At 65.6% G+C, this 22,419-nt stretch carries 23 protein-coding genes; 6 read left to right on the forward strand and 17 right to left on the reverse strand.

Annotated features, from left to right (window positions below; all coding sequences use genetic code 11):
- The first annotated feature begins 63 nt into the window (after positions 1-63).
- Positions 64-2,268, forward strand: a complete 2,205-nt coding sequence (locus XI02_RS23200) for a lytic transglycosylase domain-containing protein (RefSeq protein WP_018271803.1) — start codon at positions 64-66, stop codon at positions 2,266-2,268.
- Positions 2,269-2,445: 177 nt separating this feature from the next.
- Here XI02_RS23200 and XI02_RS23205 read toward each other — a convergent pair whose 3' ends face one another.
- The 13 genes from XI02_RS23205 to eno all read right to left on the reverse strand — a co-directional run bounded on the left by XI02_RS23205 (position 2,446) and on the right by eno (position 14,759).
- Positions 2,446-3,414, reverse strand: coding sequence for a tripartite tricarboxylate transporter substrate binding protein BugD (locus XI02_RS23205; RefSeq protein WP_018271804.1), 969 nt, complete (start codon positions 3,412-3,414; stop codon positions 2,446-2,448).
- 78 nt (positions 3,415-3,492) lie between these two features.
- Complete coding sequence (locus XI02_RS23210; protein WP_016842488.1) at positions 3,493-4,734, reverse strand: threonine synthase; 1,242 nt, start codon at positions 4,732-4,734, stop codon at positions 3,493-3,495.
- Between the two features lie 172 nt (positions 4,735-4,906).
- A complete protein-coding gene (gene lpdA, locus XI02_RS23215) occupies positions 4,907-6,328 on the reverse strand; it encodes a dihydrolipoyl dehydrogenase (RefSeq protein ID WP_016842487.1) in 1,422 nt (473 codons plus the stop codon).
- A 17-nt stretch (positions 6,329-6,345) separates the two neighbouring features.
- A complete protein-coding gene (locus XI02_RS23220) occupies positions 6,346-6,588 on the reverse strand; it encodes a hypothetical protein (protein ID WP_016842486.1) in 243 nt (80 codons plus the stop codon).
- Positions 6,589-6,765, reverse strand: a complete 177-nt coding sequence (locus XI02_RS23225; protein WP_016842485.1) for a hypothetical protein — start codon at positions 6,763-6,765, stop codon at positions 6,589-6,591.
- Between the two features lie 12 nt (positions 6,766-6,777).
- Entirely contained in the window at positions 6,778-8,145 is a 1,368-nt protein-coding gene (locus tag XI02_RS23230; RefSeq protein ID WP_018271805.1) for a pyruvate dehydrogenase complex dihydrolipoamide acetyltransferase, read from the reverse strand.
- A 2-nt stretch (positions 8,146-8,147) separates the two neighbouring features.
- Positions 8,148-8,453 (reverse strand): DUF5076 domain-containing protein, encoded by a 306-nt coding sequence (locus tag XI02_RS23235; RefSeq protein WP_018271806.1) that lies wholly within the window; start codon positions 8,451-8,453, stop codon positions 8,148-8,150.
- Between the two features lie 5 nt (positions 8,454-8,458).
- Positions 8,459-9,865 (reverse strand): pyruvate dehydrogenase complex E1 component subunit beta, encoded by a 1,407-nt coding sequence (locus XI02_RS23240; protein WP_018271807.1) that lies wholly within the window; start codon positions 9,863-9,865, stop codon positions 8,459-8,461.
- Positions 9,866-9,908: 43 nt separating this feature from the next.
- A complete protein-coding gene (gene pdhA / locus XI02_RS23245) occupies positions 9,909-10,928 on the reverse strand; it encodes a pyruvate dehydrogenase (acetyl-transferring) E1 component subunit alpha (RefSeq protein WP_018271808.1) in 1,020 nt (339 codons plus the stop codon).
- A 162-nt stretch (positions 10,929-11,090) separates the two neighbouring features.
- Complete coding sequence (locus tag XI02_RS23250; RefSeq protein WP_026192803.1) at positions 11,091-11,405, reverse strand: septum formation initiator family protein; 315 nt, start codon at positions 11,403-11,405, stop codon at positions 11,091-11,093.
- Between the two features lie 163 nt (positions 11,406-11,568).
- Positions 11,569-12,120: an NADPH-dependent FMN reductase gene (locus XI02_RS23255; RefSeq protein ID WP_018271810.1), complete on the reverse strand. Its 552-nt coding sequence runs from the start codon at positions 12,118-12,120 to the stop codon at positions 11,569-11,571.
- A 171-nt stretch (positions 12,121-12,291) separates the two neighbouring features.
- Complete coding sequence (locus XI02_RS23260; RefSeq protein ID WP_018271811.1) at positions 12,292-13,428, reverse strand: zinc-binding dehydrogenase; 1,137 nt, start codon at positions 13,426-13,428, stop codon at positions 12,292-12,294.
- 47 nt (positions 13,429-13,475) lie between these two features.
- A complete protein-coding gene (gene eno, locus XI02_RS23265; protein WP_026192804.1) occupies positions 13,476-14,759 on the reverse strand; it encodes a phosphopyruvate hydratase in 1,284 nt (427 codons plus the stop codon).
- A gap of 174 nt (positions 14,760-14,933) precedes the next feature.
- Between eno and XI02_RS23270 the strand changes: the two genes are divergently transcribed.
- Together XI02_RS23270 and queF are read left to right on the forward strand one after the other, a co-directional pair.
- Positions 14,934-15,917 carry a membrane protein gene (locus XI02_RS23270; RefSeq protein WP_018271813.1) on the forward strand — a complete coding sequence of 328 codons (984 nt, stop codon included), beginning with the start codon at positions 14,934-14,936 and terminating at the stop codon, positions 15,915-15,917.
- 69 nt (positions 15,918-15,986) lie between these two features.
- A complete protein-coding gene (gene queF / locus XI02_RS23275) occupies positions 15,987-16,448 on the forward strand; it encodes a preQ(1) synthase (protein ID WP_085964819.1) in 462 nt (153 codons plus the stop codon).
- Between the two features lie 31 nt (positions 16,449-16,479).
- Here the strand turns inward: queF and XI02_RS23280 are convergent, their stop codons facing one another.
- The 3 genes from XI02_RS23280 to kdsA form a co-directional block, all read right to left on the reverse strand.
- Positions 16,480-17,019 (reverse strand): hypothetical protein, encoded by a 540-nt coding sequence (locus tag XI02_RS23280; protein WP_018271815.1) that lies wholly within the window; start codon positions 17,017-17,019, stop codon positions 16,480-16,482.
- 67 nt (positions 17,020-17,086) lie between these two features.
- Complete coding sequence (locus XI02_RS23285; RefSeq protein ID WP_018271816.1) at positions 17,087-18,295, reverse strand: MFS transporter; 1,209 nt, start codon at positions 18,293-18,295, stop codon at positions 17,087-17,089.
- 15 nt (positions 18,296-18,310) lie between these two features.
- Entirely contained in the window at positions 18,311-19,168 is an 858-nt protein-coding gene (gene kdsA, locus XI02_RS23290) for a 3-deoxy-8-phosphooctulonate synthase (protein ID WP_018271817.1), read from the reverse strand.
- Positions 19,169-19,333: 165 nt separating this feature from the next.
- Between kdsA and XI02_RS23295 the strand changes: the two genes are divergently transcribed.
- On the forward strand, positions 19,334-19,669 hold the full coding sequence (locus XI02_RS23295; protein WP_018271818.1) for a PAAR domain-containing protein: 336 nt from the start codon (positions 19,334-19,336) through the stop codon (positions 19,667-19,669).
- A gap of 58 nt (positions 19,670-19,727) precedes the next feature.
- On the opposite strand, the gene XI02_RS23300 is transcribed toward XI02_RS23295, so the two are convergent.
- On the reverse strand, positions 19,728-20,054 hold the full coding sequence (locus XI02_RS23300) for an NIPSNAP family protein (protein WP_018271819.1): 327 nt from the start codon (positions 20,052-20,054) through the stop codon (positions 19,728-19,730).
- Positions 20,055-20,223: 169 nt separating this feature from the next.
- Between XI02_RS23300 and XI02_RS23305 the strand changes: the two genes are divergently transcribed.
- Together XI02_RS23305 and XI02_RS23310 are read left to right on the forward strand one after the other, a co-directional pair.
- The gene (locus tag XI02_RS23305) at positions 20,224-20,898 is read left to right on the forward strand and encodes a response regulator transcription factor (protein WP_018271820.1); all 675 of its coding nucleotides are present in this window, start codon (positions 20,224-20,226) and stop codon (positions 20,896-20,898) included.
- Positions 20,895-22,274, forward strand: a complete 1,380-nt coding sequence (locus tag XI02_RS23310; RefSeq protein ID WP_018271821.1) for a HAMP domain-containing sensor histidine kinase — start codon at positions 20,895-20,897, stop codon at positions 22,272-22,274. The genes XI02_RS23305 and XI02_RS23310 overlap by 4 nt, the downstream gene beginning before the upstream one ends.
- The last annotated feature ends 145 nt before the right edge of the window (positions 22,275-22,419 follow it).

Here is a 22,419-nt window from a genome sequence, read left to right on the forward strand (position 1 = left end):
GCGGTTGTGCCGCCGTATGACGCGTTCTGTTGTGCCTCATGGTTTCTCAGGGGGGACCAGGGAATGAACCGTTGCCTACGTCCGCTGGCGTGCTTCGCCACCGCCGCCGCGCTCGCGCTGCTTCCGGTCCAGGCGACCGCCAAGCCGCATCACCAGCACCAGGCCAAGAGCGGCCACGGGGACAAGAAGGCGCATGGCGGCAAGGCCGCGCGCGAGAGTGCCTCCGGCAAGCGGCGGCACGCCAGACATGGCGCCGATAAACGAAAATCCGCGAAGGCCAAATCCGCTCCCTCCAAATCCGCCGAGAAGGCGCCCGAACCGGAGAAACCCGCCGGGCCGCAATTGTCGGGCGATCTCGCCACGGTCAGGGACGCGATCCTTGCCGCGCGCAGAGGCAAGACCAGCGACGCGACCGAGATCCAGGCCAGGATCACCGACCCGGTCGGGCGCAAACTCGTCGAGTGGTATCTGCTGCGCCACTCGGAATCGAGCGCACCGTTCAGCCGCTATGCGGCATTCGTCACCGCCAACCCGGACTGGCCAAGCGTCACGCTGTTGCGCAAGCGCGCCGAAGCGCGGATGTGGCAGGAGCGCAGCGATCCGGCCACGGTGCACGGCTTCACCCTCGATCAGCCGATCAGCGCCAAGGGCAAGTTCGCGCTCGCCCGCACGCTGCTCGGCGAAGGCGACCGCGACGGCGCCACCCGGCTGGTGGGCGAAGCATGGCGCTCGGAGGAGCTGTCCGATCGCACCGAGAGCGACGCCTATGATGCGTTCAAGGACCTGCTGACGCGCGACGACCATCGCGCGCGCATGGACAAGCGGATCGGCGCCAAGGATCTCGCCGGCGCAAGGCGCGCGGCACAGCGGCTCGGCAGCGACGATCTGGCGATCGTGAAAGCCTGCGGCGCGGTCCGCGGACAATCCAGCAAGGCAGAGGACACACTCAACGATGTACCGGCCGATGCCCGCCGCGATCTCGGCTACACGCTGTGCCGAATTCAGTGGCTGCTTGCGAAGAACAAGGTCGACGAAGCGGCACGCGTGACGATCGCGGCAGCCCCCGAGACGATGGCGCAACAGGACACCGACCAGTGGTGGCGTGAGCGCCGCATCCTCTCCCGCAAGCTGCTCGACCAGGGCGAGTACCAGGCGGCCTATGACGTGATCCGGCCCGCGGCGGCGCCGGACAATCCCTATTACCGCTCCGATATGCACTTCATGCGCGGCTGGATCGCGCTGCGCTATCTCAACGACGCCACGACCGCCGCGGCACATTTCGCGCATATCGACGAGGGCCAGACCAACCCGACCGTGCTGGCGCGCGCCGCCTATTGGCGCGGCCGCGCCGCCGAGGCACTCGGCAATTCCGCGGCGATGCGGGCCGACTACCAGGCCGCCGCGCGCTACCCGACGGCCTATTACGGTCAGCTCGCGCTGGCCAGGCTCGGCCGTGATGGTGGCGTCGAGCTGCGCGCGCCCTCGCCGGCCGCCAGTGCCGGCAGCATGGCGGCGGACGAGCGGGTCCGCGCCGCCGATATGCTCTATGCGATCGGCGAGCCCGACATCGTGCTCTATTTCGCCGCCGACCTCGCCGAGGAAAGCACGGATGTCGGGATGCTCGAAGCGCTCGGCGAACTGACCGGCCGCCGCAACGATGCCCGCGCCATGCTGCAGATCGGCAAGATCGCACTCGCGCGCGGCTTTGCCTTCGACCATTACGCTTTCCCCGTGATCGGCATTCCCAAGCACACGCCGATTGCGCCCGATATCGGGCGCAGCATGACCTACTCGATCGCGCGCACCGAAAGCGCGTTCGACCAGCGCGACAAGTCGGCGGCCAACGCCGTCGGCCTGATGCAGGTGACGCCCGAAGCCGGCCGCGACACCGCCAAGCGTTTCGGCGTCAGCTATGACTGGAGCCGGATGGTGTCCGATCCCGTCTACAACACCCAGATGGGCGCAGCCGAGCTCAGCGCGTTGCTGTCGGAATATCGTAACTGCCACATCATGACCTTTGCCGGCTACAACGCCGGCCGCGGCCGCGTTCGCGACTGGATCAAGGCCTATGGCGACCCGCGCGATCCCAAGGTCGATCCGGTCGACTGGGTGGAGCGGATCCCGATCTCGGAGACGCGCAACTACGTCCAGCGCGTGATGGAGAATTTCGCGGTCTACCAGGTGCGGTTCGAGGATGCCGACACGGCGGTGGCCAAGAACGGCGAGCGGGTCGTGACGCAGGAGAGCAACGCGGCGCCGGCGCAGTGAGACAATGCGGCCGCAATAGTGCAACGTCGTCCCGGCGAAAGCCGGGACCTATAACCACCGCTGTCAGTTGTTCGCAAATCGTCGAGCCGATTGCCCTTTGCATCGGCCGCGGCGTATGGGTCCCGGCCCCCGTGCGCAATTGCGCCCTAGGCCGGGACGACGCGGAGCGAGCGCGGTTCAATCCACCTTCACATTGGCGGCCTTGATCATCGGCCACCATTTGGCGATTTCCGCCTTCTGCCAGGCGCCGAGCGCTTCCGGCGTGAGCTGGTCCTTCGGCGGCATCTGCAAGCCCAAATTCTCGAGCTGCTTCTGAACGGCCGGATCGGCCATCGCCTCGACTGCAGCGGCGTTGAGCTTGGCCACGATCTGCTTCGGGGTACCCTTCGGCACCCAGAGGCCGGACCACAGCGTCATGTGGAAGCCGGGCAGGCCGGCCTCGTCCACCGTCGGGACGTCGGGCGCGTTCGCCACCCGCTTGGAATCGGTGACCGCATAGGCGCGGATATTGCCGGCGCGGACCTGGTTGATCGAGTTCGAGGTCTGATCGACGATGATGTCGATCTGGCCGGCGACGAGGTCGTTCAGCGCCGGCCCGGTGCCGCGATACGGCACATATTGCAGCTTGATGCCGGAGACGTTCTCGAAATAGAGCCCGGCGATATGGCTGCCGCTGCCGGCGCCGGCGGTGCCCGCGGTCGGCGGCGCCGGCCGCGACTTCAGCCACTCCAGCAATTCCTTCAGCGATTTCGCCGGCACGGCGTTCTTGCTGACGATGATCATCGGGTTGCTCGGCAGCAGCACCACCGGCTCGAGATCGGTGACGAGGTCGTAGCCAAGCTTGTAGATCGCGCCGTTGGCGACATGGGTGCCGAGATGGCCGAATGAGATGGTGTAGCCGTCGGGCGCCGAGCGCACCGCGCGGCCGACGCCGATCGAGCCACCCGCACCGGTCACGTTCTCGATCAGCAACACTTCGCCCAGCGACTGCTTCATGCGCTCGCCGAGGATGCGCGCCATCGCATCCGAGGGGCCGCCGGCGGCAAACGGCACCACGATGGTGATCGGGTGCGCGGGATAGGTTTCCGCGGAAACGGTCCCCGTCAACGCCAACATGGCCAACACGGCCAGAACCAGCCTCCGCATCACGTTCTCCCTCAGTGTTCTTTGTCGTATCATTTTTGAAGGGCCACCTTTCGACAAGATGGCCCTTCGGATGAGGCGTCAGAACTGCGAGAAGTCGATCGGCTTGTGCCGGTCGAGCGTACGGGTGATCGGCGGCAGCGGGTATTTCAGGCCGCTGGCGCAGTTGAACAGCATCACACGGTCGGTCTTGCTGACACGGCCGTCGGCGAGGCTCTCCTTGTAGGCGGCATAGGTCGCGGCGCCCTCGGGGCACAGCAACAGCCCCTCCTCGCGCGCGACCTCGTTGAGGGCGGCGCTGATCTTGTCGTCGTCGACGGCGATCGCAAAGCCCTTGCTCTCGCGCACCGCGCGCAAAATGAGGAAGTCGCCGATCGCCTGCGGCACGCGGATGCCGGAGGCGATGGTGTGGGCGTCCTCCCAGCGCGCGGCGTGCTCGGTGCCGGCCTCATAGGCCCGCACCATCGGCGCGCAGCCCGAGGCCTGCACCGCGACCATGCGCGGCCGCTTCGAACCGATGAAGCCGATCTTCTCGAGCTCGTCGAACGCCTTCCACATCCCGATCAGGCCGGTGCCGCCGCCGGTCGGATAGAAGATCACGTCGGGCACGTCCCAGCCGAGCTGCTCGGCGAGCTCGAGCCCCATCGTCTTCTTGCCCTCGATCCGGTACGGCTCCTTCAGGGTCGAGGTGTCGAACCAGCCGACTTTCGCTTTTCCCTCGCCGACGATCTTGCCGCAGTCGTCGATATAGCCGTTGACGCGATACACCGTGGCGCCCTGCAGCTCGATCTCGCTGACATTCACCTCCGGCGTGTCCGCCGGGCAGAAGATCGTGGTCTTGATGCCGCAGGAGGTAGCATAGGCCGCCAGCGCCGCGCCGGCATTGCCGTTGGTCGGCATCGCCATGTGCTTGATGCCGAGCGCCTTGCCCATCGACACCGCCATCACGAGGCCGCGCGCCTTGAACGAGCCGGTCGGCAGCCGCCCTTCATCTTTCACAATGATCTCGCCGCCGCCAAGTCTGGCGCCGAGCCGCGGCAGCCGGATCAGCGGCGTCGTGACTTCGCCGAGGCTGACGATGTCCTGGCATTTGCGCACCGGCAGCAGCTCGCGGTAGCGCCACAGATCGGCGGGACGCTGGGCCAGCGCATCCTTCGTCAGCGCCTTCTTCACCCCGGCAAGGTCGTAGCGCACCAGCAGCGGCTTGCCGGCCTTGGAGAGGTTGTGCACCTGGTCGGCCGGATAGTGATCGCCCTCCATCGCGCATTCGAGATGGGTGACGAAAGTCGGGCGTTCGATGGTGAGGTTGTCGTTGTCTTTCACGAGATGCGCTCTTTCTTTTTTCTTTGCGAATTCGTTTTGTCGGACCCGTCACCCTGAGGAGGCCGCGCAGCGGCCGTCTCGAAGGGCGACGAGCCCCGCTGCTCGATCCGGGCCGTGCATCCTTCGAGACGCGCTCCTCAGGATGACGGGACCGTGGCCGCCGTCCGCGGCCTCAGATATTCAGCACGCGCCCGTAGGCATCGAGCACTGCTTCCTTCATCATTTCCGACAAGGTCGGATGCGGGAATACGGTGTGCATCAGTTCCTCTTCCGTGGTCTCCAGATTCATCGCCACCACATAGCCCTGGATCAGCTCGGTGACTTCGGCGCCGATCATGTGGGCGCCGAGCAGCTGCCCGGTCTTCTTGTCGAACACCACCTTGACGAGGCCCTGGTCCTCGCCGAGCGCAATCGCCTTGCCGTTGCCGACGAACGGGAAGCGGCCGACGCGGATCTCGCGGCCGCCTTCCTTGGCCATGGCCTCGGTGAGGCCGACGGAGGCGACCTGCGGGTTGCAGTAGGTGCAGCCCGGGATCATCAGCTTGTCCATCGGATGCGGATGCAGGCCCTTGATCGCCTCGATGCAGATCACGCCCTCATGCTCGGCCTTGTGCGCGAGCATCGGCGGTCCCGCGACGTCGCCGATCGCATAGATGCCGGGAACGTTGGTCTTGCCGAGGCCGTCGATCACGATGCAGCCGCGGTCGGTTTTGACGCCGAGCTTCTCCAGCCCGAGATTCTCGATATTGCCGACCACGCCGACCGCCGAGATCACGCGCTCGAACTCCTTGGTCTGCGGCTGGCCCTTGCCGTCGTCGATGGTCGCAACCACGCTGTCGGCCTTCTTCTCGAGCTTTGTCACCTTGGTCGAGGTGAGGATCTTGATCCCCATCTTCTCAAACCGCTTGCGGGCGAGCCCTGCGATTTCCGCATCCTCGACCGGGAGGATCTGCGGCAGCACCTCGACCACGGTGACATCGGCGCCCATGGTGTGGAAGAACGAGGCGAACTCGATGCCGATCGCGCCGGAGCCGACCACCAGCAGCGATTTCGGCATCCGCTCCGGCACCATCGCCTCGAAATAGGTCCAGACCAGCTTCTTGTCGGGCTCGAGCCCGGGCAGCACGCGCGGCCGCGCGCCGGTCGCCACGATGATGTGCTTGGCCTGATAGGTGCCCTCGCCGCTGGCGCCCTTCGGCGCCTCGACCGCCGACTTCTTCACCGTGATCTTGCCGGGCGCATCGATCGTGGCCTCGCCCCAGATCACCGTGACCTTGTTCTTCTTCATCAGGAAGCCGACGCCGTCATTGAGGCGCTTCGAGACGCCGCGCGAGCGCTGCACCACCGCCTTCGGATCGAACGAGACGTTGTCGGCCGACAGGCCGTAATCCTTGGCATGCTGCATGTAGTGATAGATCTCGGCTGAGCGCAGCAGCGCCTTGGTCGGGATACAGCCCCAGTTCAGGCAGATGCCGCCGAGATAGGATTTCTCGACGATCGCGGTCTTGAAGCCGAGCTGCGCGGCGCGGATCGCGGTCACGTAGCCGCCGGGGCCGGAGCCGATGATGATGACGTCAAAGGATGTGTCGGCCATGGCGGCTCCCGTTCAACTCAACGTGTGGCGCCGCGGGCGCGGCTTCTTGCGATCAACGACCTGACCAGCCATTCGAGCCCGATCGCCAGGGCCATGATGGCCAGGGCCGTCAGCACGATCGGCTGGGCGATGTTCCGCGCCAGCTGTTCGCCGGCGAAGAACGCGGAGTGCAGAAAATCGAACCCGACCGGATTGCAGACCAGCGCGGCCGACAGCAACAACGAGATCCAGGGCCAGCGCGTGCGAGCCGTGCCGGCCATTCATCCGTACTCCCGCCATACCGCACCGAGGAACACGGACCACGCCAGCGCCAGCACCGTGGCGCCGATCATCATGATCCTGAACTGGATCGTCGATATCATGTCGCGGTTGACCGCGACGAGCAACGCGACGGCGACGGCCGCGAGCAGAACGTACGGACCGTAGATCGCGTACATGGCGGATGCCCGTCACACCATCATCATCACGGGGTTTTCGATCAGCTGCTTGAAGGCGCCGATCAGTTCGGCGCCGAGCGCGCCGTCGATCGCGCGGTGATCGCACGACAGGGTCACGCTCATCATGTGCGCGATCTCGATCTTGCCGCCGCGCACCACCGGACGTTCCTCCGAGGTGCCGACCGCGAGGATCGAGGCATGCGGCGGATTGATCACGGCAGTGAAGTGGTTGATGCCGTACATGCCGAGGTTGGAGACCGCGGTGGTGCCGCCCTGATATTCCTCCGGCTTCAGCTTGCGGGCGCGGGCGCGCGCGGCGAAATCCTTCATCTCGGTGGAGATGGTCGAGAGCGTCTTGGTCTCGGCCTTGCGGATGATCGGCGTGATCAGGCCGCCCGGCATCGCCACCGCGACGCCGACGTCGGAATGCTTGTGCTTGAGCATGCCGCCTTCGGTCCAGCTGACGTTGCAGTTCGGAATCTTCTGCAACGCGACCGCCATCGCCTTGATGACGAAGTCGTTGACCGAGATCTTGTAGAGCGGCTTCTTCTCCTTGTCCTTCGGCGCTGCGGCGTTGATCTCCTCGCGCGCGGCGAGCAGCTTGCCGATGTCGCAGTCGATGGTGAGGTAGAAGTGCGGGACGTTCTGCACCGAGGCAGTGAGACGCTGCGCGATGGTGCGGCGCATGCCGTCATGCGGCACCACCTCGTAGGAGCCCGGCTCGAACAGCGCGAGGATCTGCTTGTCCGACATCGACGGCGCGATGCTCGGGCCCGCGGCGGGCGCGGCCGCCGGCGCCTTCAGGCCCTTGCCGGACTTGGCCTCGTCGACGTCGCGCGCGATGACCCGGCCATGCGGGCCGGTGCCGGTGATGCGGGCGAGATCGATGCCGGCTTCTTTTGCCAGCCGGCGCGCCAGCGGCGATGAGAAGACGCGGGCGTGGCCGTTGGCCTGCGCGGCGGGTGCAGCGGCCTGAGGCGCCGCTGCGGGCGCTGCGGCCGGCTTTGGTGCAGGCGTCGCGACCGGTGCGGGAGCCGCCGCCGGCGCCGCGGCCTGGGCAGCCGGCTTCGGCGCCTCGGCGGGTTTCGCCGCCGGTGCTGCGCCTGCTCCGGCGCTGGCCGCCGCCTTCACATCCTCGCCGTCGCCGGCCATGACCGCGATGACGTCGTTGACCGGCACGTCCTGCGTGCCCTCGGGCACCAGGATCCTGGCGATCGTGCCTTCATCGACTGCCTCGACTTCCATCGTCGCCTTGTCGGTCTCGATCTCCGCGATCACGTCGCCGGACTTGACCTTGTCGCCCTCTTTCTTGAGCCACTTGGCGAGGTTGCCCTTTTCCATCGTCGGCGACAGCGCGGGCATGAGAATATTGATCGGCATTGTCAGTGACCTTGTTGCGACCGCGGTTTGGTTTGGCCCATGTCGGTCGGCCGGGCGATTTCGGCTTCGAACATCTCGACGATGCGCGCGAGCGCCTCGTCCTCGGTGTATTCGCTCTCGCGCGCATAGGCGCGCGCGGCGTGGCGGGCGATGTCGACCAGCATCAGCCCCCACATGTCCGGCTCCTCGAAAGCGCGCTGGAACGCGATCGACAGGCCGCCATCGACGACGAAGGCGCGCAGCACCTCGATGGCATCGTCGCGGCCCATCACGTCAGGCGGCAGCGGCTGCTCCTTGGGACCGGCCATCGGCGTTACCGGTAGGATACGGCCTTGGCGGCAGCGACCACCTCGGCGACGGAGGGCAGAGCGAGCTTTTCGAGGTTGGCGGCATAGGGCATCGGCACGTCCTTGCCGGAGACGCGCGCCACCGGCGCGTCCAGATAGTCGAAGGCATGCTCCATGATGCGCGCGGCAACCTCGGAGCCGACGCCGCTCTGCTGCCAGCCCTCCTCGACCGTGACCGCGCGGCCGGTCTTCTTCACCGAGTTGATGATGGTCTCGGTGTCCATCGGACGGATGGTGCGCAGATCGACCACCTCGGCCTCGATGCCTTCCTTGGCGAGTTCGTCGGCGGCCTTCAGCGCATAGGACATGCCCATCGCCCAGGAGACGAGGGTGACGTCCTTGCCGGCGCGGGCGATCCGCGCCTTGCCGATCGGCACCACGAAATCAGCCAGCTTCGGCACCTCGCCGGTGTGGCCGTACAGCACCTCGTTCTCGAGGAAGATCACCGGATTGGGATCGCGGATCGCGGCTTTCAGCAGGCCCTTGTAATCGGCGGCCGAATACGGCGCGATCACCTTGAGGCCCGGGATCTGCGAGTACCACGCCGCGTAGTCCTGGCTGTGCTGCGCGGCGACGCGCGCGGCGGCGCCGTTCGGGCCGCGGAACACGATCGAGCATCCCATCTGGCCGCCGGACATATAGAGCGTCTTGGCGGCGGAGTTGATGATCTGGTCGATCGCCTGCATGGCGAAGTTGAAGGTCATGAACTCGACGATCGGCTTCAGGCCCGCCATCGCCGCGCCGACGCCGACGCCGGCAAAGCCGTGCTCGGTGATCGGCGTGTCGATCACGCGGCGGGCGCCGAATTCCTGCAACAGGCCCTGCGTCACCTTGTAGGCGCCCTGATATTCCGCGACCTCCTCGCCCATGATGAAGACGTCGCCGTCGCGGCGCATCTCCTCGGCCATCGCATCGCGCAGCGCCTCGCGAATGGTCTGCGTGACCATCTCGGTCCCCGCAGGGATTTCCGGATCAGGCAGCGGTTCGGTCGCGGGCCCGGCCGGCGCCTTCGCCGCGGGCTGCGGCGCTTCCGCCTTTGCATCCCCCTTGGCTTCGGCCGGCGCGGCCTCGGCGGCCTTCGGCTGCGGCACTGGTGCCGCCGGCGCCTTGGCGAGGTCGGCTGCGCTCTCGCCGTCGACCAGAATGGTGGCGATCGGCGTGTTCACCGCAACGTCCGCGGTGCCTTCCGGAATCAGGATCTTGCCGAGCGTGCCCTCGTCGGTTGCCTCGACCTCCATCGTCGCCTTGTCGGTCTCGATCTCGGCGATGACGTCACCGGACTTGATGGTCTCGCCTTCCTTTTTCAGCCATTTGGCGAGGTTGCCCTTCTCCATGGTGGGCGACAGCGCAGGCATCAGCACTTGAATGGGCATATCGGCTCCCGAAATCGGTCTTGAAATTCGTCTGCGCGGTGGGTCAGCGGTAGATGTCGGTGTAGAGCTCGGCCGGATCCGGCTCCGGATCGTGCTGCGCGAAGTCGGCGGCCGCGTTGACGATCTCGCGCACCTCGGCGTCGATCGCCTTCAGCTCCTGCTCGCTGACGCCCGAGGCCAGCAAGCGGTTGCGCACCTGCTCGATCGGGTCCTGGTCGTGACGCACTTTCTCGACCTCCTCGCGCGTGCGGTACTTGGCCGGATCGGACATCGAGTGGCCGCGGTAGCGGTAGGTCTGCATCTCCAGAATCATCGGACCGTTGCCGCCGCGGCACCAGGCCACGGCCTCATCGGCGGCGGCCTTGACCGCGCGCACGTCCATGCCGTCGATCTGCTTGCCCGGAATGTTGAAGGAGGCGCCGCGCTTGGAGAAATCCTGCTGGGCCGATGCGCGCGACACCGAGGTGCCCATCGCATAGCGGTTGTTCTCGATCACGTAGATCACCGGCAGCTTCCACAGCTCCGCCATGTTGAAGCTTTCGTAGACCTGGCCCTGGTTGGCCGCGCCGTCGCCGAAATAGGTCACGCTGACGTTATCGTTGCCGCGATAGCGGTTGGCGAACGCAAGGCCGGTGCCGAGCGAGACCTGCGCGCCCACGATTCCGTGACCGCCGTAAAAGTGCTTCTCCTTGCTGAACATGTGCATGGAGCCGCCCTTGCCGCGGGAATAGCCGCCGCGGCGTCCGGTCAATTCGGCCATCACGCCCTTGGCTTCCATGTCGCAGGCCAGCATGTGGCCGTGGTCCCGGTAGCCGGTTATGACCTCGTCGCCCGGCTTCAGCGCCATCTGCATGCCGACCACGACCGCTTCCTGGCCGATATAGAGATGGCAGAACCCGCCGATCGCACCCATGCCGTAGAGTTGACCGGCCTTCTCCTCGAAGCGCCGGATCAGGAGCATGTCCCGCAGTGCCTTGAGCTCCTGCTCCTTGGTGAATTCGGGGGGAGAGCCGGCCTTCTCCTGCCCTGATTCTTTTGCGACGCTTTTCTTGGGTGCGGCCATGGCAATTCCGGGTGAGAGAAGTCGGAGAACCCTCTCTAACCCAACTCAAATCGCCTTGGAAGGATTGCGTTCGCCCGATGGAATTTTGCTATGCCGCACTGCAGCGCAGCGCGACATTTTTGTGATAGCGCGCGTGTGATTTTGAAATTTGAGAACGCGTCGTCAGTACTTGTTGATCCGAACGAGATCGCGCGGATTGGCGTAGTCGAGCTGGAAGCGCGCGCGCTCGTCCAGCATGTCGGGATCGACCCGGTCCGACCGCAGCAGCGACACCCGCTGCTCGCCCTCGGCCCGCTCCTTCTTCAGCCGCGCCAGCTCGGAGGTCAGCGCGATGATCTCCTGATCGAGCTCCTGGCGCGCGTTCAAGCCGTATTTGCCGGTGTAGGCGTTGACGCCGAAATAGCCGACCATCAGCGCCGCCAGCGTATAGAGGGCGAGCCCGGTCAGAATCGATTTGAGGCGTGTGCGGGAAACCATGGCCGCGAGCATGCGGCCATGGGGTTAACGAACGCTGAACCGGAGCGTTTTCGAGCGAAGCCTGTCCCGGACTTGATCCGGGATGGATACCGGTTCGCGTGAAGAAAACGCGTCAAGACAAGTTCAGAGTCCCGTTCCGATTCAATCGGAACGGGACTCTTGCTCAGCGGTTCTGCTTTTCGATAAAGGCCGCGAAGGCGTCGAGATATTGCTGCAGCACGCCCTCGAGCGACTCCTTGGTCAGTTCGCCGTTGTCGTCGAAGGCATCGCCGACGCCGTTGAGATAGGTTTCGGGCTGACCGAGGATCGGGCCGGAAATGCCCGGCAGGATGTTCTGCAGGTGCTTCACCGCGTTGACGCCGCCGAGCGGTCCGGGCGAATTGCCGATGATGCCGATCGGCTTGCCGATGAACGAGCTCTTGCCGTAGGGCCGCGAGGCAACGTCGATGGCGTTCTTCAACACGCCCGGGATCGAGCGGTTGTATTCGGGGGTCACGAACAGCACGCCGTTCGACTTCTGCAGCTTCTCGCGGAAGGCGAGCCAGTCCGCCGGCGGCGCGGCCTCGAGGTCCTGGTTGAAGAAGGAAATTTCCTGAAGCGTCGTCACATCGAGCTTCAGCGACGCCGGTGCAAGCTTGGCCAGCGCATTGGCGATCTTGAGCGAGAAGCTCTGCTTGCGGATGCTGCCGACGATGGTGACGATGTGATAGGCCATAGCAAATTCCCCTCGGGTTGCGCGTGAAACTGGTGACCCTCACCTACCGGCGCACCAGGAAAGATGCAAGTGCATGGATCGTCCAGTTCCGGAAACGCAGCGTTTCACCGAATTGGTCTATGCAAAGCAAAAGGGCCGCCCCTGTCGCGACGGCCCTTTGCGTTTCGATCCTCAGCCCTTGTTCGGGTTGATCAGGAATTTCTCGCCGGTCGCGCGCCTGTTGTAGACCGCGATGTTGTCGAGCTGCAGGGTCTCCTGCAACGAGACCACCTTGGTGTAGTGACTGGCGAAGGTCGTCTTCAACTCGGCCACCACGCGCTGGCGCAGCTTGTTGCCGGCCTCCGGACCGATCTTCATCAGGAACGGAAACAGCAGCCAGCCGCCGACACCCCAGGCCATGCCGAAGCCGCGCGGCAATTCGATCGAGCGCGTGTCGAGGCTGCCGTAGACATAGACCTGCTTGTGCACATTCGAGCCGTAGCGGCTATAGGCCTTGGCGGTCTTGTTGATCGCGGTCTCCATCGCGACCAGGATCTGGCCCGCGAGCTTGCCGCCGCCGATCGCATCGAAGGCGATGGTGGCGCCGGTCTCGACCAGCGCGCCGGTGAGCTTGTCCATGAAATCGGGCGCGGAGGAATCGACGACATGCTTGGCGCCGATCTTGTGCAGGATGTCGGCCTGCTCCTTGTTGCGCACGATGTTGACGAGGCCGATGCCGTCCTTGAGGCAGATCTTGTTGAGCATCTGGCCGAGATTGGACGCTGCCGCCGTGTGCACCAGCGCCTTGTGCCCCTCGCGCCGCATCGTCTCGGTCATGCCGAGCGCGGTCAGCGGATTGACGAAGCAGGACGCGCCTTCCGCCGGCGTGGTGCCGTCGGGCAGCGGCAGGCATTCGTTGACGCGCAGCGTGCGGTATTGCGCGTACATCGCGCCACCGATCATTGCGACGGTGCGGCCCATCAGCGCTTTCGCCGCATCCGATGAACCGGTCCTGATCACGACGCCGGCACCTTCATTGCCGACCGGCATGGACTCGTCGAGCCGCGCGGCGAGGCCCGCCAATGCCGCTTCCGGCACGCGCGCGGTCACCACGGGCAATTCCTTGCTGCCGGAGACCTTGGCGGCCGACATGTCGGCCGGGCCGATCAGAAGACCGAGATCGGACGGATTGATCGGGGTCGCCTCGACCCGGACCACGACCTCGTCGGGGCCGGGCTCGGGGGTCGGGACATTGACCAGCGATATCTCCAGCTCGCCATTCTTCTTGAGCAGCGAACGCAGTTGCAGACCGCTTTTGCCGTCGCTCATCCCGACCTCCCTTTTTGCGTTTGTTGGGTCCCGATCAAGTTGGGGCGCTACGCCAGCGCCTTCAAGGCCGCCCTGCCCGCGTATTTCGCCTGGGTACCGAGCTGCTGCTCGATGCGCAGCAGCTGGTTGTACTTGGCGGTGCGGTCGGAGCGCGCCAGCGAGCCGGTCTTGATCTGCCCGCAATTGGTGGCGACCGCGAGATCGGCGATCGTGGCGTCCTCGGTCTCGCCGGAGCGATGCGACATCACCGCGGTGTAGCCGGCCTTGTAGGCCATCTCGATCGCCGCAAGCGTCTCGGTCAGCGTGCCGATCTGGTTGACCTTGACGAGGATCGAATTGGCGCGGCCGTGCTTGATGCCGTCGGCAAGCCGGGTGACGTTGGTGACGAACAGGTCGTCGCCGACCAGCTGGCACTTCTTGCCGATCGCATCCGTCAGCTCCTTCCAGCCGTCCATGTCGTCCTCCGACATGCCGTCCTCGATGGTGACGATCGGATAGCGGCCGACGAGATCGGCGAGATACTTCACCTGCTCGGAGCGCGAGCGGGTCTTGTTCTCGCCGCCATAGACGTAGGAGCCTTCCTTGAAGAATTCGGTCGAGGCGCAGTCGAGGCCGAGCACGACGTCGTCGCCCGCCTTGTAGCCGGCCTTGCCGATCGCGTTCATGACGAACTCGAGCGCGGCGTCGGCCGACGGCAGGTTCGGCGCGAAGCCGCCCTCGTCGCCGACATTGGTGTTGTGGCCGGCCTTCTTCAGTTCGCCGCGCAGCGTGTGGAAGATTTCCGAACCGCAACGCAGCGCCTCGGCGAACGACGTGGCGCCGACCGGCAGGATCATGAATTCCTGGAAGTCGATCGGATTGTCGGCGTGCACGCCGCCATTGATGATGTTCATCATCGGCACCGGCAGCGTCCGCGCCGAGGTGCCCCCGACGTAGCGATACAGCGGCATGTCGAAGGATTCGGCGGCGGCCTTGGCGCAGGCCAGCGAGACGCCGAGGATGGCGTTGGCCCCGAGCCGGCTCTTGTTCGGCGTACCGTCGAGTTCGATCATGATCTGGTCGATCGCGACCTGCTCCTCGACGGCCTGGTCGCTGAGGGCCTCGTAGATCTCGCCGTTGATGGCGGCAACCGCCTTCTCGACGCCCTTGCCGAGATAACGCGACTTGTCGCCGTCGCGCAGTTCCACCGCCTCATGCGCGCCGGTGGAGGCGCCCGACGGCACCGCCGCGCGACCGATTGACCCATCCTCCAGCACCACATCGACCTCGACCGTGGGGTTGCCGCGGCTATCAAGGATTTCGCGGCCGATGATGTCGACGATGTCAGTCATGACGTGCTCTTTCTCGATATGGGGTTGGCTGATGCGCCGCGTCATACACGGCGCGCAAGCAAATGTGAACGGCCCGCCCACCCGGCCCGTCTGACGGTGCAATGTGGTGGGTTTATGCTGTTGGGGATTACCTTCGCGTGCTGGCCCATTGTTTCACGAAGCCGGGATAACGCAATGAACCGTCGCCAGTTTCTCGCCTCCACCACTGCCGCGATTTTGACCACGAGAGCGCAGGCGCAGGATGCCCAGACGCCGTTCCGGGTGAAATATTTCAACGTCGATGCCGGGACCGGCCTGCACGATGTCACGCCGGCGCCCGATGGCACCGTCTGGTTCACGGGCCAGCGCAGCGGTGCGCTGGGCCGGCTCAATCCGCGCGACAGTGCGGTCAAGCTGGTCAGCCTCGGCAAGGGTGCGGCCCCGCACGGCGTCACGATCGGCCCCGACGGCGCGCCATGGGTAACCGAGGGCGGGCAGAATGCGATCGCCCGCGTCGACCCCGGCGACCACAAGGTGACGCTGTTCCGCCTGCCTGAGAAAGCCGCTGACGCCAATCTCAATACCGGTGTGTTCGACAAGCGCGGCGTCTACTGGTTCACCGGCCAGTCCGGCTTCTACGGCCGGCTCGATCCGAAATCCGGTGAGATGAAGGTGTTCGAGGCACCGCGCGGCGTCGGCCCCTACGGCGTCACCGTGACCCCAAACGGCGACATCTGGTACGCCTCGCTTGCCGGCAGCTATATCGCACGGATTGACCGTGCGACCGGCAACGCCAGCGTGGTCCAGCCGCCGACGCCGAAACAGGGCGCGCGACGGGTGTGGTCGGATTCGCGGGGGCGGATCTGGGTCAGCGAATGGAACAGCGGCAACGTGTCGGTGCACGATCCCGCCGACGCGACGTGGAGGGCCTGGAAGCTACCCGGCAGCAATCCACGGACCTATGCCGTCTATGTCGACGACAAGGACAAGGTCTGGCTCACCGATTTCTCGGCCAACGCGATCATGCGCTTCGATCCGGTGGGCGCGACCTTCAACGCCTTTCCGAGCGACCGCGCCGGCGCAAATGTCCGGCAACTCGATGGCCGGCCCGGCGAGGTCTGGGGCTGTGAATCCGGCCAAGACCGCTTGGTCCTGATCCAGACTGCCGCGCCCGCGTAGCACCCTGCCCCCGCACGCGGACGGTTGACGAACCGCCCGCTTCCGTTCATTTCGGCCTCTCTCACAAGGATGAGGCCCATGGCGAAGAAAACCCTGCAACTCGGCCGTGCCGTCGCGTGGCCGGATAGCCCGGACAAGGCGGTGCTCGACCGCGTCCCCAATCCGCAGGCCGGCACGGATTATCTGGTGCGCTTCGCTATCCCGGAATTCACCTCGGTCTGCCCGATCACCGGCCAGCCGGACTTCGCCCATCTGGTGCTCGACTATGTGCCGGGCCGGTGGCTCCTGGAATCTAAGTCGCTTAAACTATATGCGGCGAGCTTCCGCAATCACGGCGCCTTCCACGAGGATTGCACCGTCATGATCGGGAAGCGCATCGTCGAGGAAATCAAACCGAAATGGCTGCGGATCGGCGGTTACTGGTATCCGCGCGGCGGCATCCCGATCGACGTGTTCTTCCAGACCGGAAGGCTGCCGAAGGGCGTCTGGGTTCCCGATCAGGGCGTCGCGACGTATCGCGGAAGGGGCTAGCGGGGTCGATGGAACGCCGCTGCCTGGAAGCCTAAGTACCGCCTTTGGGATGGATGCGACGAACTTCCAGCTCTTCCCAACGTGTCATGACTTTCTCGTTGAAGCGCCGCTGGTCAAACCTGACCTGACCGTCGTCCTGAATCAGAAAGATATCGTCCTGGGACGCGACCGCGTCCAGAAAGTGAGGCGATCGACTGTGAAGATAGACCTCCCCGCGGAATTCAGAAGGACTATGCAGCACCTCGAAAGAGGACATTGCAACGCAATAGTTGTCGAAAGTTTCGAATTTCGAGAAGTTGGCAACGGAGCATTCATCCAAAGTCATCACGGGATAGAAATTCGGCCCCCACAGGCCGCGCGTTGGTTGGAGAATCCTGAGAACACCGAGTTGCTCCAGCACACCACCCGGCCACTCCCAGTTACTTGAGAATTCATGATGGAAGGCCTCGCGTAGCGTGCCATTTTCATCAGGGAGCGACCTGATGTTCCCGCGCTTTCGGTCGAGATCCATCTTCCGATAAACCTCGAACAGAAATTCGTACGCAAGCGCGGCCACTGACGCGTTTTGCATTCCTCAGCCTCTCGATACCCGCGTCCCTGAAGAGGCGACGCTTATATTCATCAAATATGTACCATCACTACGGCTCGACGTCTGGCCGCGCCGCGGCATCCGCCGGCCGCGTCTGCTTCAAAAATCTCGCGCAGATAAAGCCGAGCACCACCATCACGGCAGCGGCCGAGACCAGCGTCGCGGTCTTGCCGGCGTGTTGCAGCCCAAAACCGTAGGCGATCGGGCCGACGGTCTGGCCCATGAAAAAGAAGAACGAGTGCAGCGACAGCGCGGTGGCGCGGGCCTCGACCGACAGCTCGCTGGCGAACACCTGCAGGCAGCCGTGGATCATGTAGAAGCCGAGGCCCATCACGAGAAGGCTCGCCATCTGCAATTTCCAGTGCGGCCCGAAGGCGACGCCGACGAGCTGGATAGCGACCAGCGTCGCGCCGACGATCATCATCCCCCTCACCCCGATCAACGGCAGCAGGCGCGCCACCGTCAGCGTGTAGAGCAATCCGCCGATCGCAAAGCCCGCGATCACGATGCCCGCGATCGACAGCGAGGTCTCGCCGAGTTCGAACAGGAATGAAGCGATGAACGGAAACAGCCCGAGCACGCAGCAGCCTTCGATGAAAACAGCCGAATAGCAGATCCGCGCGTTCGGATTGGTGAAGATGGTGCGATAGCCGTGGCGAAGCGCCTTCAGGCTGGTGCGCGGCGGACGATTGAGCGCGGCGCCGCGGAAGCCGGCCGCAACCGCCAGCGCAACGATGATCACGAGGCCGCCGAGCACCGCGAGCACGCCGCGCCAGCCGAGGAAGTCGCCGATCAGGCCCGAGGCCGTCGCGCCGAGCAGATTGCCGGTCATCGACCCCGCCAGCGTTCGCCCGATCGCAAGCTGCCGCTTGTCCGGGCCGACGAGATCGCTGGTCAGCGACAGCGCCACCGGAAACACCCCGCCCGAGCCGATGCCGGCGAGGATGCGGGTCACGAACAGCATCGGAAACGAGGTCGAGAGCGCGCCGAGGATGTTGGCGACACCGAGCAGTCCGAGGCAGATCGTCATCAGCCGCGCCTTGCCGAACAGGTCGGCGGCGGCGCCGATCGCCGGCTGCACCGCGGCAAAGGTGAAGGCGAACACCGCGGCAAAGCTCGCCGCGGTCGCGATGCTGACCCCGAAATCCTCGGCGACATGCGGCAGCACCGGATCGAGCGCGCGAACCGACAGGCTCGCCGCGAAGGTCGCCAGCGTGATCACGTTGAGGGCCGGCGGCATGCCGCTGGTTGCGGTCATGTCGTTGTCCGCCGGTCAGGCCGCCGTCTTCGCCAGCGCGTCGAACTGCATCAGCCGCCTGACGAGCGCCTCGAATTCACGGAGCGGCACCATGTTGGGGCCATCGGACGGCGCGTGATCCGGATCGGGATGGGTCTCGATGAACACGCCGGCGACGCCGACCGCGACCGCGGCCCGCGCCAGCACCGGCACGAATTCACGCTCACCGCCCGACGAGGTGCCCTTGCCGCCCGGCTGCTGCACCGAATGGGTGGCGTCGAAGATGACAGGCGCGCCGGTGGTGCGCGAAAGGATCGGCAGCGCGCGCATGTCCGAGACCAGCGTGTTGTAGCCGAACGACGCGCCGCGCTCGGTGACCAGCACATTGGCATTGCCGGCGCCGGTGATCTTGCTGACCACATTGGCCATGTCCCATGGCGCCAGGAACTGGCCCTTCTTGACGTTGACGACCTTGCCGGTCGCAGCTGCGGCCAGCAAGAGATCGGTCTGCCGGCACAGGAAGGCCGGGATCTGCAGCACATCGACCGCCTGCGCCACATCGGCGCACTGGGTCGCCTCATGCACGTCGGTCAGCACGGGCAACCCGAGCGAAGACCGGATCTCGGCGAAGATCGGCAGCGCCTGCGCCAATCCGATGCCGCGCGCCGCCGTCGCGCTGGTGCGGTTCGCCTTGTCGAACGAGGTCTTGTACACCAGACCGATCTTGAGCCGGGCCGCGATCTCCTTCAGCGCGGACGCCACTTCAAGCGCGTGGGCGCGGCTCTCGAGCTGGCAGGGACCGGCGATGATCGAGATGGGCAAGGCATTGCCGAATTTGGCCGATCCGACGGCAACGATCGGCGCGGCGGCTGGCGCGGAAACCTGATTGGTCAAAATGCTGCATCCTTTTGCCGGCGACCATGCAGTCCCGGGCGGGACGGATCAAGCCATCCGGCACGATGAGGGGGTTGCGCTGACGCCGTAGGTGCGCCGTGCTAACACAATCCCGCCCAAACAGCGCCTATAAACTGGTGCGGAACAGATTCCCATGAGGAAGACATGCGCATCCCGCTGATGATCGGAGCCGTCATCGCCCTGTCGGCGATGTCGGGCCTCGCCTACGGCCAGACCAGCAGCCAGCCCGGGGTCGTCACCAGCGGCGCCACCGGCGTGACCGTCAATGGCAAGCCGGCGGCGCGCAGCGGCGATACCACCAGCAATGGCGGCGCGCTCGTCGAGGGCGTGCCCAACGTCCTGATCAACGGCAAGCCGGCGGTGGTCATGGGAGATCGCACGCATTGCGGCGGCAAGACGACCTCCGGCAGCCGCGGCGTCTTCATCAACGGCAAGCCGATGGTGACCCAGGGCGACCAGACGTCCGGCTGCCCGCAATAGCCGCGCCGGTTATAGGGCGCGACGAAGTCTCGTCATCGCGCCCCCTGCGCCCACCGCGTCACTTGACCGACGAAAACGCCGTCGGCACCAGAAGCTGGTTGACGATGTTGAGAACGATCTGGCCGTCCTCCTCGGTCTTGGCGCGCGCGGTGATCCACTCCGGATCGGTCTGGAACGCGGTCCACTTCTTCTCGCGCTCGGCGAGCGATTCCCAGGCCAGCAGATAGGTCAGCTCCTGGTTGGATTCCCCGACCAGCGTCGTGAAGAAGCCGGCCTGCCTGATGCCGTGCTTGTCCCAGAGCTTCAGCGTGATGGTCTCGAAGCGCTTGAGCAGCGCCGGCAGGCGTCCCGGCAGGCAGCGATAGACGCGGGTCTCGTAGATCATTGGCAGTCCTCCCAGATTTGTGTGCGGGCGGTTATAGCCAGCGCCTTCCGGACTGTCTTGAGGGGGTGACAACATGGCACCCCTGCTCGCGCCAGGCGGCCATTTCCGCAATGTTGTTGCAATGTTACTTGCCTTAAAACCTGCCTTCAGGAGCTGGACCCACAAGGACATGCGGATACTGCTGGTTGAGGACGAGGCCGAAATGGCGGCGGCGCTGTCGCAGGCGCTGAAGGGCTACGACATGGTGGTCGACCACGTGCCGAACCTTGCCGAGGCCGAGGAAGCGATCTCCGCCGACGTGCATGGCGCGGTCCTGCTCGACCGGCAGCTTCCGGACGGCGACGGCCTCACGCTGATCCCGAAGCTGCGCGCCAAGGCCGACGGCGTCCCGATCATCGTGCTGACCGCGCGCGGCGAGCTCACCGACCGCATCACCGGCCTCGACAGCGGCGCCGACGACTATCTGGCCAAGCCGTTCGCCGTGGAAGAACTGCTGGCGCGGCTGCGCGCCGTGCTGCGCCGGCCGGCCGGACTGCAGCTCGAGATCATCAGGGCCGGCCGCGTGGCGTTCGATTGCAGCCATCGCGAGGCCAGCGTCGACGGCCGTCCGCTCGAGCTGCCGCGGCGCGAGCTGCTGGTGCTGGAGACGCTGCTGCGCCGCCTCGGCCGCACCGTGCTGCGCGCGACGCTGGAGGAAGCCGTCTACAATTTCGAGGACGAGATCCAGTCGAACGCGCTCGATGCGCACGTCTCGCGTCTCAGGCGCAAGCTTGCCGACGCCAACGCCGGCGTCGAGATCCACAGCATCCGCGGCGTCGGCTATCTGTTGAAGCAAACGTCATGAGCGAACAGGCCGAGCACTATTGCCTGCGCTCGCAACTGAGCTGGCGGCTGGTGACGCTGCAGGCGCTGCTGCTTGCCATGCTGATCGTCTGCCTGATCAGCGCGTTGTGTGCCACCGGCTTCCTGATCGTTCCGCGCGATGAGGATCATGTGATTTCCATCGTGCAGGGCGCGGTCGCACGCGACGGCAAGGGCGATCTGATTTTGCGCCCGACCGCCGAACTGCAAAAGCTCCGTGACGACACGCCCGACCTCTGGTTCCTGGTGCGCGACCGGGAAGGCCGTTCGCTGACGGAAGGCGCGGTGCCGCCGGAATTCGCCAGGATCGGTGGCGCACTCGACCAGATCAGCCAGGCGCGGCTCGGCTGGCAGATGTTCGAGGATGATCCGCGCAAGCCGCCGGCGCGGCTGAAGCGCGTCAATTCGGACGCCGGCCCCGTGCAGGTGCTCACGGCGACGCAGGGGCCGATGTCGAGCGTCAAGACCGCGCTCGCCACCACGCTGGCATTCCTCGCCATTGCCCTGCCCGGCCTTTTCCTGATGGCATGCGCCACCTTCATCGCGACGCCGATGGTGGTGAAGCGCGCCTTCGCCGGTCTCGACACCACCGCCGACGAAGCGCGCCGGATCGATTTCCGCCAGCGCGGCAGCCGGCTGTCGGCCGATCATCTGCCGCTCGAGGTGGCGCCGCTGGTGACCGCCATCAACGACGCGCTGAAGCGGCTCGACGACGGCTATTCCCGGCACCAGCGCTTCGTCGCCGACGCGGCCCATGAATTGCGCACGCCGATCGCGATCCTCAACACGCGGCTGGAGTCGCTGCCGCCAGGCCCGGAGAAAACCCGCCTGCTCGAGGATTCGGCACGCCTTGCGACGTTGGCCGAGCAACTGCTCGACATCCAGCGCTTCGACCAGTGCCGCAATCCGTTCGTCCGCGTCGATCTCGTCGCGGTCGCACGCAATGTCGCGGCCGACCTTGCGCCGCTCGCGATCGCGGCCGGCTATGAGCTGTCGCTCGATACTTCGGTCGACCGTGTGGAAACATCCGGCGATCGGGCGGCGCTGGAGCGCGCGCTCACCAACCTGGTGCAGAACGCCATCCAGCACGGCGGCCGCCGCGGCACCATCACCATCCATGTCGGCAGCGCCGCGACGATCGACGTATCGGATGAAGGCGACGGCATTCCCCAGGGCGAGCGCACGCGGATCTTCGATCCGTTCTATCGGCTCGCGCCGCTCGACCGCGGCGCCGGCCTCGGCCTCAACATGGTGCGCGAGATCGCAAGGCTGCACGGCGGTCACGTCTCCGTGCTCGATGGTCCCAAGGGCGGCGCGTGCTTCCGCCTCACATTACCGCCGGCGCCGTTCGCGTCGTGATGCCGAAGCGTTTTCGAGCGAAGCCTGTCCCGCACTCGCTGCGGGATGGGCACCGGTTCGCGTGAAGAAAACCGCATCGAAACCAGAGTCGAGAGCCGTTCCGATTCAATCGGAACGGCTCTCGCGCAATGTTGTCGCAATGCAG

Origin of the sequence: Bradyrhizobium sp. CCBAU 21365, from assembly GCF_015291305.1 — a bacterium.
In the GTDB taxonomy this organism is placed as follows: Bacteria; Pseudomonadota; Alphaproteobacteria; order Rhizobiales; family Xanthobacteraceae; genus Bradyrhizobium; species Bradyrhizobium elkanii.